The sequence below is a fragment of the Allobosea sp. P1_A7 genome (assembly GCF_056406775.1).
Genome location: NZ_JBFTZN010000206.1, coordinates 1 through 12,021 on the forward strand (window position 1 = coordinate 1; position 12,021 = coordinate 12,021).

Below are 12,021 nucleotides of genomic sequence, written 5' to 3' on the forward strand. Positions count from 1 at the left end.
CGAGCCGTTGTTGATGATGTGACCCCCGCGCGGGCTCTGGTCCTTCATCAGCTTGAAGGCCTCCTGCGTGCAGAGGAACGGCCCGGTCAGGTTGGTGTCGACCACCGCCTGCCACTGCTCCAGGGAGAGATCCTCGAGCAGGATTCCGCCCGGTGCATTTACGCCGGCATTGTTGAACAGCACGTCGAGGCGGCCAAAAGCTTCCTTCGTCCTGGCAAAGAGGTTCTTCACCGAAGCCTAATCGGTCACGTCGGTCCTTCGCCTTCGGACAGGTCAAGCCGGGTTGTTCGCATCGGTCGGATGCGGCGGAGCGAGAGGCACGATCCAAGGCAAATTGCTGGCCGAACTGGCTTGCGGTTCGCAGTCCTCGCTCCTGAGTGAGCGCCTGACGCTGAATGGCCCCAATTGGCTTCCCCCAGAGCCCATCAGGCGTTTGGGTGCAACGGCCCCGATCGCCTGGGAACAATGGATTGCCGGAGCGGAGCGCTGATCCAGCACGCGATACCGCCCATGCAGGGACGGGCGGCATCGTGGGCAGGGGGGCGCTGAGGACGATATGAGGCGCAAGCTCCGTTCGATCCAACGGATCGAAGCGAGGCGGGCGACAACACTCGGCCCGCCAGATCGCTCCGCTACGTCCTGCCAGCCGAACGTCGGCTTATCCTTTGATCGGAGTACCTACATTGCCGATCAACTGCTTAGCCGACACGTAGGCGTGCTCCGTCTGGCGCAGCACATAGCCCGGCATCGGACTAAGGATCTCCTCCGGGGCGCTGCGCGCTCCTGCCGTCGGATGCAGCAGCGCCACGCGCTGGCCCTTCGTGACCTCGTCACCCAGCGCGACGAGATGTTCGACGAGGCCCGCGCGCGACGCCAGATACTGGCCTTCCGGCCCGGCCGTGAAATGCACGCCGGCGAAGGGGAGGGGCTCCAGCACCGGCTTGATCGCGCCGAAATCGGCAAGTGCGCGCAGCAGCCCGTCTTCCATGATCGTCAGCTCGGATGATTTCATGCGCCCGCCGCCACCCTCGACCTCGATGGAGGCCAGATCGGCGAGTTTCGCGGCGCCGCAGGCAGTTTCGTCGATGCCGTCGACATGCTGCACGAAACCGTAGCCCCATGCCTCCATCAGGCGATTCAGGCGAGCATCGTCAACGACGCTTTTCGCCGTGGTGAAGCCGAAGACCATGGGCACGACCGAAACGTCGCTGCCACCGGCGTGGACGTCGATCAGAAGATCGACAACCGGAAACAGCGCTTCTGCGGCGAACGCGCAGAGCCGCTCGGTTGGCGTGCCGTCGGCCTTGCCCGGGAAGAAGCGATTCATGTTCTGCCCATCGACGGGCGAGAGGCGCTTGCCCTTCTGTGAGGCGGGGAAATTGAGGGACGGCACGATGATCACGCGCCCGGTCACGTCAGCGGGTTCGAGCCGCTCGGCAAGTCGCCGCAGGACGATCTGGGCCTCGTATTCGTCACCATGGATGCCGCCGCAGAGCAGGACGGAGGGGCCCTTGCCGTTATTGATGCAGCAGACGAAATCGCCGGTGACGCCGTCGAGGGCACCGGCGATCGGCCCGAGATCGTAGTTGAACTTGCCGGGGCGGGTCGCGTCGAATTCAGGAAGCATAGCCGGGTGAACCCCAGCGAGATCGCGAAGCCATGGCCGGACCAGCCATAGCCATAGATGGTGTTGGCCAGGCCCTCCGCCTGTCCGATCAGCGGAATGTGGTCGACGGCGACGGTATCGACCCGCGACGCGTCCGCCTTGAGGAAGGTCGAGTTGTCGATGAAGGGCAGGGTCAGGATCGCATCGGTCACGTTCTGCGTCATGGCACTCAGCGAGCCTTTCCAGAGGCCCTCCGGTGTATGGGCGACATGGGCGCCGCCCGACAGCATGATCGTTCCATCCGGGAGTTGCTTGACCGCGAGGCGCCGATGGGCGTGCGAGAGAAGATGATTGACCGTCTTCTTCAACGGGTTCGAGACGTAGTGCATCTGCGGCATGAGGTTCCAGACCGGCCCGAGCTCATGCGGCTTGAGAACAGGCTTCAGCAGCGTCTCCGCGCCGGCATTGGCGACCACCACCAGCCGCTCTCCGACCGGGACTATCTCGCCGTCGGCGAGCTTCACGGCGGTGGCGACCCCGCGCGCATGCAGGATCTCGACGACCTTGGCGCCCGTGCGGATCACCGCTCCGGCCTTCGTCGCCTGCGCTGCGAATTGCAGCGTTGCGAATGTGTGGTCGCCGACGCCGTCATTGGGGCAGTAGATCGCGCCGATGATACCGGGGGCGAGCTCGGGTTCCCGAGCCAGCGCCTCATCGCGCGTCAGGACCTGCGAAGGCGTACCGAGCCGCGCCTGTGCGGCGGCGTTTGCCGCCATGCGCCCGAGCACTTCGTGTTCGCGATGGCCATACGAGACGTCGTAGACCTGCAGGCCACCGAGGCGGCGGAACCCGACACCGCCCTCGAAACTCTCCTGATAGTCGCCCCAAAGCTTCAGGGCGACGGCGCAGATGGGCAATTCGCGCAGGTCGCGGCCATTGGCGCGCACGCCGCGCTCGCCCGGTCCGCCGGAGGCGCCGCCGGCGATTTCGCCGGCCTCGAGGAGCGTCACTGTCTTGCCGGCGCTCGCCAGTTGATAGGCCAGGCTCGTGCCGTAAATGCCCCCGCCAACGATGACGATTTCGGAGGCATTGCTGTGATCGGACATCGATCAGTTCCTTATGTTGCTTCGGTGGTCAAAGTCGGGGAGGCGTTCATCCGCGAAGTGACAGGTCGCGGTGCTGCGGCCTCCCGGCGCAGGCAGGGATGGTGGAGGATCCTCGGCGCAGGGACGTGGCACGCGTCCATCGGCGGTTTCGACGACCGTGGTCGCTCCGATGGCGAGCCGCCGCGCCAAGGGGCAGCGTGTGTGGAAACTGCAGCCCGGCGGAATCGCGAGCGGGCTCGGAATCGAGCCCTCCAGCACCGGCGCTGGCCGGTCGCGGGAGATCGGGGCGGAGTGGCCGGCGATCGCCATCAGACTTTGCGTATAGGGGTGGCGGGGTGCGCCGCAGACCTCGCCGACATCGCCTTGCTCGACGAAGCGGCCGAGATACATCACGCCGACGGCATCGGCCATATGTTCGACCAGGGCCAGATCATGCGTGATGATCACGTAGGTCAGAGCAAGCTTGGCCTGAAGATCGGCCAGGAGATTGATGATCTGTGCCTGGACCGAAACGTCGAGCGCGCTGACCGGCTCGTCGAGGACGAGCACCTCCGGCTCGCAGATGATTGCTCGGGCGATGGCAACGCGCTGGCGTTGTCCGCCGGACAATTCATGCRGGTAGCGCCCCAGATGGGCCAGGTTGAGACCGACCAGCCCAATCACCGTCTTGATCCGGTCGAGCTTGGCTGTGCGTTCGCGATGGAGCCCGTGCACGGTTAGCGCTTCACAGAGCGTATCGAACACGGTCATCCGCGGATCAAGCGAGGCCCTCGGATCCTGCAGGACGAGCTGAACCTTGCGGCGCATCGTGCGCAGGCCGGCTGAATCTAGCGTCGAGAGCGGCACGCCATCGATCGTGACCTCGCCCTCGGTCGGTCGCAGCAGCCCGACGACGAGCCGTGCCAGCGAGCTCTTGCCGGAGCCGGATTCTCCCACGATGGCGAAGCAGGTTCCGCGCTGGACGCGGAATGAAACCCTGTCGACGGCCCGTACCACAGGCGCCGCCACACCGCTCAGAAAGCGCCGCCTGCCACCGAAATGCCGGCTGACATCCGCGACTATAACGATGTCGTCGGTGTCGGTTCCGGGGACGCGAGGTGGGAGTGGGAAGGGCGCGTTCATCGCGTTGCCTCCTCGGCAAAGACGCAGGCCACGTCGCGGCCGGCGACGGCCCGGAGACCAGGCTCGCTTGAGGCGCATTCCGCCCGGTTGGCGCTGCGCTGGCAGCGGGGACGGAATGAGCAGCCCGATGGCAGGCGACCGATCAGCGGCGGCTCGCCAGCGATGGTCCGCAGATGCCGGCCTCGGCCTTCGCTGCCACCCGGCGCCGACGCGCGCAGTGCCTGAGTATACGGATGGAGCGGTCGCTCCAGCACGCTCGCAACATCGCCGCTTTCGACGAGCCGGCCCGCATACATCACCGCAACGTCGTCGGCGAAGCGCGCGACCAGGTTGAGATCGTGGGTCACGAGCAGAATGGCCATGCCACGCTTCTTCTGGATCTCGGTCAGCAGGACGAGGATCTGCTGCTGGATCGTGACGTCGAGCGCACTGGTCGGCTCGTCGGCGAGCAGCACTTCGGGGTTCTGAGCAAGGGCGATGGCGATGACGATGCGCTGCTTCATGCCGCCGGAGAACTGGTGCGGGTACGTGTCGAGCCGGCGCTCGGGATCGGCGATATTCACGTCGCGCAGCAGTGCAATGCAGCGCTGCCGCACGGTCTCCGAGTCGAGCCGGGAGCCGGCCGTGACCGCCTCGGCGAGCTGGTTGCCAATGGTGAGCACGGGGTTCAATGCGCTTGCCGCATCCTGGAACACAATGCCGACCTTGCGGCGTCGCAGATCGCGCAGGGCGGCGGGGCCGAGGCCCAATGCCGGCTCGCCCCCGATGCGGATAGCGCCTGCCGTAATCGCAACTTCCTGCGGATTGACCAAGGTGCCGACTGCCCTCAGCAGCGTCGACTTGCCGGAGCCGGATTCACCGACCACCGCCAGAGTCCGGCCCGGCTTGATCGCGAGATCGACACCGCGCACAACCTCGAGAAGGCCCTCGCCCGTGCGGTAGGCGATGCGCAAACCACGAACTGAAACGGCCAGGTCGGTCGCTTTCTCCGCGGATTGCTGCTGCGCTTCGGCTGGCGGAGGGCGGCGCCGCAACAGGCTAAGAATCGGAGGCCTGCGGGCGACACGCCGGCTCGTCGGATCGTAAATCGTACGCAGAGCGTCTCCGAGCAAATTGAAGGCTAGCGCCGAGACGGCGAGGAAGAGCCCAGGGAACGTCGCGAGATAGGGATGGCTGCGAATATAGGAGCGGCTCTCCCCCAGCATCGTTCCCCATTCGGGGAAGGGCGGCTGGGTGCCGAGTCCGAGGAAGCCGAGGCCCGAGGCGGAGAGCAGGGTCGAAGCGAACAGCAAGGTCGACAGCGTCAGAAGCGTGCCGGAGATGTTCGGCAGCACATGGCGGAGGATCACCCGCACCGGATTGGCGCCCAGCGCGATCGAGCCTTCGATATAGGGCTCGGCGAGGATGCTGAGTGTCACCGCCCTTGCCGTGCGCGCAAAGACCGGGATCGCAACGATGCCGACCGCGATGATGACGTTCTGCATATTGGCGCCGAGGATCGCGACGACCGCCAGCGCAAAGACGATATCGGGGAAGCTCAGCATGACATCGATGGCGCGCATCACCGCGGCTTCGATCCAGCCCCTCCGCCAGGCGGCGAGGACGCCGAGCGGCACGCCGACCAGAAAGGCCACGGCGACGCCGCCTACTCCGATGCCCAGCGTCGCACGGGCGCCGACCAGGACGCGGCTGAAAACATCGCGGCCGAGCTGGTCGGTGCCGAACCAATGCGCGGCGGAAGGTGGCCGCAGGGTCTGGGCGAAGTTCTGGCGAAAGGCATCCTGAGGCGCCAGCATAGGCCCGAAGATCGCGAGCAGCAGGTAGAGCGTGACAAGCGTCAGGCCTACGACGCCTTTCGGCTGTGAAAGGATGCGTCGCAGCAGCAGCCAGCGCGACTGCGGTGCAAAGGCGTCAAGGGGTGCCGCTCTTTCAGGTGCGGAGAGCACGTTCGGCATGATGCTCATGTCGCCCGCTCCTGCTCGCGCGTGCGGGGGTCGAGCCACTGGGTCAGCAGGTCGGTGACGAGATTGATGATCACGAAGAAGAACGCGAACATCAGGATGGCATACTGGATCACCGGATAGTCGGCGCGGGAGACCGCATCGACGAGCAGGCGACCGACGCCTGGAATGCCAAACACGGTTTCGGTGACGACCGAGCCGCCCAGCATGCCGCCAAACTGTACGCCGGCGACGCTGACCGCAGCGATCAGCGAATTGCGCAGCGCATGGAACAGGACGACGCGGGTCTCGCTGAGCCCCTTGGCCCGGGCGGTATCGAGATAGTCCTTGCCCATCGATTCCAGCAGGCTCGTGGCGACGAGGCGGCTGAACATCGCTGCCGGGCGCGTCGCGATGACGAGGATCGGGAGGACGAAATGGGCAGGCGTCGAGGCGCCGGCCGCGGGCAGCCAGCCGAGATTGACCGCGAAGAGCCAGATGCAAAGCAGGCCCAGCCAATAGATCGGCATCGAGATGCCGGCGAGCGTGAGCACCGTGATCGCAGCATCGGCGAGCCCGCCCGGCCGCATGGCGCAGACGATGCCGGCAATCGTGCCGACGACAAGACCGAGTGCGAGCCCGCCGATCGAGACGATCAACGTATTCGGCAGCCGCTCCGAGAGCTCGACGACGACGGGGCGGTGCGTTCGGAAGGACGTCGCAGCGGATGGATCCCAGATGCCGCGCAGAAACTGGCCGTACCGCGTGAGAAGCGGCTCGTTCAGGCCGAGGAATTTGCGGATGCTCTCGATCTCTTCGTTCGAGGCGGTCGGCCCGGCGAGGATCTGGGCCGGATCGCCCGGTATCAGGTCGACGAAGAGGAAGACGAGCAGGGAAACCGCAAAGAGCGTCGGCAGCGCGCTGCCCAGGCGTTTGAGAACGAACATTGCCGCTTCTCCGCTATGCAAGCCTCACTTCAGCGTGACCTTGTCGAAGACCAGCGTCTCGTTCGGCTGGATCGCCAGACCCTGAACGCGGTTGGCTACGCCCAGCGCCTGGGTCTGGTACCAGAGGAAGAGGAAGGGCTGGTCGCTCCAGACAATGTTCTGGATCTCGCCATAGATCTCCTTCTGCTTTACCGGGTCGGTCGCCATGCGTCCCTCCTTCAGCAATGCATCGACGCGCGGATTTGTGTAGCCGGTTCGGTTCGCGCCGACGCCGGTGAAGAACAGGCGGTAGAGCGTATAGTCCATGCCCGCGGTGGCGCGGCCGACCATGCCCATGTTGTCGGTGCGCTGGGCCGGCTCCATGCCGACGACCTTGGTCCAGGTGCCGCGGTCGACAACGATGGGAGTCGCCTTGATCCCGATATCCTCGAATGAGCCGGCGAGGGCCTGGCAGACCTGCGAATCCTTGATGTAGCGACCGGTAGGGCAGGTGAAGCTGAGCGTGAGCTGGCCCGGCTTGTAGCCGGCCTCGGCGAGCAGTTTCTTGGCGCCTTCAGGGTCGAAGGCGATCGGCGGGAAGGTCTTGCGCAGTTCGTCCTGAGTGCCTGGGCCGACCATGCCGACGGATGGTGTGCCCAGTCCGCCAAGAATTCCCTTGGTGATGCCTTCACGATCGATCGCGAGGTTCAAGGCCTTGCGCACGCGCGGGTCGGCGAGCGGCCCGCGCAGCACCATCTCCATGTTGATGGAGAACATGCTGGGTGGGTTGATGACCTTGGCGTCCTTCAAGGCATTGATCGCCGGCATGGATTCAGGTGGTACGCGTTCGACGACATCGACGCTCCCGGTTTCCAGAAGCGCCATGCGGGAGCCGTCTTCGGGAACGACAGTGAAGTCGATGGCCTTGAGCGTCGCCGGATAGTCGCCGGAATAGGAAGGGTTGGGGACGAGCCTGAAGCCTTCGCCACCGATGAATTTCTCGACCATGTAAGGGCCGGAGCCGATGGGCTTTCGGCCATATTCTGCGCCCATGGCCTGCAGCGCCTTGACGTTGACGATGCTGGCGGCCGTGTTGGACAGCAGCATCAGGATATGCCCGTTCGGCTCAGCGAGGTGGAACTCGACGGTATCCTCGCCTACCGCTTTGATCGTCCCGAGCGAGGCATAGAGGCCGCGATAGATCGAGCCGGTCTTCTCGTCGAGCATGCGGTTGAAGCTTGCCGCAACGGCCTCGGCGTTCAGCGGGTCGCCGTTGCTGAATTTCCTGCCTGTCCGGATCTTCACCGTGAAGACCTTCCCATCGGGCGAGAAGGCATGGTCTGTCGCAAGATTCTTCTGGACGTTGTTCTGCGGATCGAGCCGGAAGAGGCCCTCCATGACGGCCAGATCAACCGCATTCCCGACCGGAAGATCATTGAAGGCGGGATCGAAGGTAGCCGGGTCCGCACCGACCGCGATGCGAAGGATGCCGGCCGGCTGCGCCTGCACCTGGAGGGCCATGATCGACACGCCGGCGGAGAGGGCGGCGACGTAGCAGGATCGACGAAGGTTGCGCATGTTCGACTGTTCCCCAAGCTCGCAAAGATATCGTTCCATGACGGCGCAGCCGGGCGAATGCCCCGCCTAACGCTATGGAGGGATTGCTGTTTTTGCTTCCTTGGTCGCTTTCGCGCCGCGATTGGATCGGGCGCAGCAAAGTCAGCGACGGCCTTTAGAGAACCACACGCATTGATCTGCCTCAAATTCATAATTATGCGATGTATATGAACTGAGGTTATGGCGAGGCCGCATGAATTATCGGCAGGTGGAGGTTTTCAAGGCGATCATGGACTCCGGCTCCATCACGGAGGCGGCGACCATGCTGCGGATCTCGCAGCCGGCGGTCAGCAAGGCGCTGAAACTGCTCGAAGACGAACTCGGGTTGCGGCTCTTCTCGCGAACCACGAAGGGGATCGCTGCAACGGAAGAAGCGCGGGCGCTCTACACGGAAGTCGAGCGCACCTATTTCGGTATGCAGAATCTGGCGCGCTTCGCCGCTAGTCTGCGCGACCGCAAGCAGGGCCGCATCGTGGTCAGCACGATTCCAGCGCTGGGGCTCGCCTGGCTCCCGGCCATGGTTGCGCGGTTTTCCGCAGCCYATCCGGATGTCACCATCTCGCTGCAATCCAGCAATTCCACCGACGCTGCCCGGCTTGTCGGTACTGGCGAGATCGATCTCGGCATCGCCCAGCTGCGAAGCGAGGAATACAATCTGTCGCGCCGCAAGCTGTTCGACCTCGAAGGCGTCATCGCCTTGCCGGAAAGGCATCGATTGACGAGCAGGTCGGAAATCAGGGCGGAAGACCTCGCCGACGAGGCCATTGTCGGGCTCGGATTGGATGACGAATTCCGGCGCCGGCTATCCCAGGCGCTCGATGGCGCGAGCGTGCGATACCGCTCGATGATCGATGCAAGCCTGGGCGTCACGGTTTGCACCCTCGTCGCCGCAGGATGTGGCGTGGGCATCGTCGACAGCGAGGCCGCCCGCACCCAGGCCGGGAAGGGGCTTGTGTTTCGTGCCTTCAGCCCGAGGATACGCGTGCCGATCTATCTGTTCCGCCAGCGCGGTCGCCCCACCAGCAAATTGGTGGAGGCGTTCAGTGCCAGCCTGTTGCCGCCGTCGCCCTTTCGAGGGGACGATGGCGGGGATGACTGACGGCTGCATCCTTCACGCTTTGTCGTGCCCGACGATCGGCTGAGCCGGGTTTCGGCTCTGCATGGGCCGGGCAAGGGTCGCAGTTTGGAATCGACAGGGTGCGCGGACGCACGGTGATCTCGGGTTTCTCAATCACGAGCAAGGAGCGGGGCATTGATGAATCTCAGGCATGTCGAGCTTTTCCGTCACATCATGAAGTTCGGAACGCTCACGCAGGCGGGCGAGATCATGGCCATCTCGCAGCCAGCGGCGAGCAAGATGCTCTTCCAGCTCGAGAGGTCGACGGGGATCACCCTGTTCCAGCGCACCAAGGGACGGCTCAAGCCGACGCGCGACGGCGAACTGTTCTTCGCGGAGGTCCAGCGGACCTGGGAAAGCATCGAGCGGCTTGAACGGATGTCGAAGGACATCAGTCAGATGCGCTTCGGCCGCCTCAATCTGGGCGTGAAACCGGCGCTGGCCGGCACGCTGATGCCGCCGCTGATCGCGCGTTTCCGCCGCAAACACGAGAATACGACGATATCGCTGCACTCGCGCAGTTCCGAGCGCGTGATCGAATGGGCCATTGCCGGGCAGATCGATCTCGGCATAACCAATACGTCGACGCCGCATCCCAATGTGGCGTGCCGCGTCATGGCGCGCATACCTGGCGTCTGCATCGTTCCGGAACAGCATAAGCTCGCGGGGCGCAGCGACGTGCGGCCTGAGGATTTCGACGGAGAGGATTATGTCTCGATCGGCGCGATCGAGCGCAGCACGATCATCGAGAAGGCTTTTGATGCTGCCGGCGTGCGGTTGCGGATCATGATCGAGGCGCCGATGGCGCATTTGACCTGTGCTCTGGTCGCGAACGGGGCGGGTGTCGCCATCGTCGACGAGATCAATGCGCTGGCCTTTCGCGGCCGCGGCCTCGTCGTGAAGCCCTTTCTGCCGGAGATCTCCTTCCCCGTCTGGCACCTGCGGCCCCTCAGCCTGAGCAGCTCCTCCCTTGCCGAGGCCTTGACCCGCGATCTCGAGGACGAATTCGAGCGGCTTGGCTATCGGGCCGAAGCTTAAGCACCGCTTGGAGGCTGGGCCGGTCGAAGGCCTAACTCATAACCTGAAGGAATGAACTAGCAAAAACATATTCTTTGACGGCCTATTTTTCGGCCCATACGCTCCTTGTCATTGACGTAGATCAAACAGAAACCGCCAGTTCCATTCGCGCCTAACAACGCTGTGGAGAGAATGAGATCTGCTGTCCCGTTGACTTGGAGAAATATTCGCCGATGCGGATTTTCGTCTTCCTGACGAGAAGAATGATCTTTGCAGCCCTGCTGATGCTGGGCGTCAGTGCGGCGATCTTCTTTCTGGTCAATTCGATCGGCAACCCGATCGAATTGATGATGGCGGAAACACCCGGCATGACCGGCGAGGTGATCGATCGGATGAAGGCCTATTACGGGCTCGATCATCCGCCGATGACGCGCTACCTGCTCTGGCTGAGCCGGATCGTCCAACTCGATTTCGGCACCAGCATCGTCTACAACCAGCCTGTCGGCTCGCTCATCCTGACCTGGGGTTGGCAGACCCTCAAGATTCAGCTTCCCGCGATCCTGATCGCCCTTGCGGTCGCGATCCTGTTCGGTGTCACGGCGGCGCGCCGACAACACTCGCGCTCCGATTTCGCGGTGATGGCCACGGCGCTGCTGGGGCAGTCGCTGCCAGCCTTCTTCCTTGGCATCCTGTTGATCTTCATCTTCTCGTACAGCCTGGACTGGCTGCCGAGCTACGGCGCCTATTCGACCCGCAATCCTCTCTGGGGCAGCCCGACGCTCGATGCGCTCTGGCACATGGTCCTGCCGGTCGCGATGTTGACCTTCTTCAACACCGCGACGCTGACGCTCCTGATGCGCTCGAATATGGTCGATGTGCTGAAGAGCGACTTCATCGCGGCGATGCGCGCGAGTGGCATCCCCGAGCGGCGCGTCATCTATGTGCACGCACTGCGCGCCGCCTTCATCCCGATGCTGACCTATTTGGGCCTCCTGATTGGCCTGATGCTGGGCACGGCGCCGGTAACCGAATCCGTCTTCACCTGGCCGGGGCTCGGATATCTCTACATCTCCGCGATCCATCAGCTCGACTATCCCGTCATCATGGGGGCGAGCGCGGTCATCGCCTTCATGCTGATCTGCACCACCCTGCTGACGGACGTCATCTACGTCTTCATCGACCCCCGCATCAGCCTGGAGTGAGCATGTGAGCGATCAGACGATCACGGCTCATCCGCCGTCTTCCGCAAGGCCGGCCCGCCGTCCGGTCAAGGGCATCTGGCGGCAGGGCTGGCAGCGCTTCGCCCGTAGCCGCACCGGCATGCTCGGACTCATCCTGGTCCTCCTCGTCGTCGCGACCGCCGTCATCGGGCCATTCATTGCGCCCTTCGATCCGCAGGACCAGAGCCCGATGATCGACCCCGGTGCAAAGGCGCCGCCGAGCTGGGTCCACCCGCTGGGGACGGACCGCATGGGCTATGATGTCGCCAGCCGTGTGATCTACGGCGCGCCGACGGCACTTGCCGTCGGGCTTGGAGCCATGTCGATCGCCTCGCTGATCGGTGTTCTGG

The 12,021-nt window shown here is 64.2% G+C and carries 9 protein-coding genes and 2 pseudogenes; 4 read left to right on the forward strand and 7 right to left on the reverse strand.

Annotated features, from left to right (window positions below):
• The 7 genes and pseudogenes from AC1D34_RS27195 to AC1D34_RS27225 form a co-directional block, all read right to left on the reverse strand.
• Positions 1-234 (reverse strand): annotated as a pseudogene (locus AC1D34_RS27195) (SDR family oxidoreductase); the annotation flags it as partial.
• Between the two features lie 424 nt (positions 235-658).
• Positions 659-1,525 carry a M14 family metallopeptidase gene (locus AC1D34_RS27200; RefSeq protein ID WP_476825882.1) on the reverse strand — a complete coding sequence of 289 codons (867 nt, stop codon included), beginning with the start codon at positions 1,523-1,525 and terminating at the stop codon, positions 659-661.
• A complete protein-coding gene (locus tag AC1D34_RS27205; RefSeq protein WP_476825875.1) occupies positions 1,411-2,712 on the reverse strand; it encodes an NAD(P)/FAD-dependent oxidoreductase in 1,302 nt (433 codons plus the stop codon). The genes AC1D34_RS27200 and AC1D34_RS27205 overlap by 115 nt, the downstream gene beginning before the upstream one ends.
• A gap of 3 nt (positions 2,713-2,715) precedes the next feature.
• Positions 2,716-3,834 carry an ABC transporter ATP-binding protein gene (locus AC1D34_RS27210; protein WP_476825876.1) on the reverse strand — a complete coding sequence of 373 codons (1,119 nt, stop codon included), beginning with the start codon at positions 3,832-3,834 and terminating at the stop codon, positions 2,716-2,718.
• Positions 3,831-5,798 carry a dipeptide/oligopeptide/nickel ABC transporter permease/ATP-binding protein gene (locus AC1D34_RS27215; protein WP_476825877.1) on the reverse strand — a complete coding sequence of 656 codons (1,968 nt, stop codon included), beginning with the start codon at positions 5,796-5,798 and terminating at the stop codon, positions 3,831-3,833. The genes AC1D34_RS27210 and AC1D34_RS27215 overlap by 4 nt, the downstream gene beginning before the upstream one ends.
• Positions 5,795-6,721, reverse strand: a complete 927-nt coding sequence (locus AC1D34_RS27220; protein WP_476769565.1) for an ABC transporter permease — start codon at positions 6,719-6,721, stop codon at positions 5,795-5,797. The genes AC1D34_RS27215 and AC1D34_RS27220 overlap by 4 nt, the downstream gene beginning before the upstream one ends.
• A gap of 24 nt (positions 6,722-6,745) precedes the next feature.
• Positions 6,746-8,278 carry an ABC transporter substrate-binding protein gene (locus tag AC1D34_RS27225; protein WP_476825878.1) on the reverse strand — a complete coding sequence of 511 codons (1,533 nt, stop codon included), beginning with the start codon at positions 8,276-8,278 and terminating at the stop codon, positions 6,746-6,748.
• Positions 8,279-8,510: 232 nt separating this feature from the next.
• Between AC1D34_RS27225 and AC1D34_RS27230 the strand changes: the two genes are divergently transcribed.
• From AC1D34_RS27230 to AC1D34_RS27245, 4 genes and pseudogenes are all read left to right on the forward strand, one after another.
• Positions 8,511-9,416 carry a LysR family transcriptional regulator gene (locus tag AC1D34_RS27230; RefSeq protein WP_476825879.1) on the forward strand — a complete coding sequence of 302 codons (906 nt, stop codon included), beginning with the start codon at positions 8,511-8,513 and terminating at the stop codon, positions 9,414-9,416.
• A gap of 156 nt (positions 9,417-9,572) precedes the next feature.
• Positions 9,573-10,472: a LysR substrate-binding domain-containing protein gene (locus AC1D34_RS27235; protein WP_476825880.1), complete on the forward strand. Its 900-nt coding sequence runs from the start codon at positions 9,573-9,575 to the stop codon at positions 10,470-10,472.
• A 212-nt stretch (positions 10,473-10,684) separates the two neighbouring features.
• Entirely contained in the window at positions 10,685-11,653 is a 969-nt protein-coding gene (locus tag AC1D34_RS27240) for an ABC transporter permease (protein WP_476825881.1), read from the forward strand.
• Between the two features lie 4 nt (positions 11,654-11,657).
• A pseudogene (locus AC1D34_RS27245) lies at positions 11,658-12,021 on the forward strand (ABC transporter permease); the annotation flags it as partial.

What these genes read in the sequence shown, in the direction of transcription:
- AC1D34_RS27225 (WP_476825878.1), bottom strand. Translation starts at nt 8,278, where the DNA reads ATGCGCAACCTTCGTCGATCCTGCTACGTCGCCGCCCTCTCCGCCGGC.
- AC1D34_RS27235 (WP_476825880.1), top strand. Translation starts at nt 9,573, where the DNA reads ATGAATCTCAGGCATGTCGAGCTTTTCCGTCACATCATGAAGTTCGGA.
- AC1D34_RS27205 (WP_476825875.1), bottom strand. Translation starts at nt 2,712, where the DNA reads ATGTCCGATCACAGCAATGCCTCCGAAATCGTCATCGTTGGCGGGGGC.
- AC1D34_RS27240 (WP_476825881.1), top strand. Translation starts at nt 10,685, where the DNA reads ATGCGGATTTTCGTCTTCCTGACGAGAAGAATGATCTTTGCAGCCCTG.
- AC1D34_RS27215 (WP_476825877.1), bottom strand. Translation starts at nt 5,798, where the DNA reads ATGAGCATCATGCCGAACGTGCTCTCCGCACCTGAAAGAGCGGCACCC.
- AC1D34_RS27220 (WP_476769565.1), bottom strand. Translation starts at nt 6,721, where the DNA reads ATGTTCGTTCTCAAACGCCTGGGCAGCGCGCTGCCGACGCTCTTTGCG.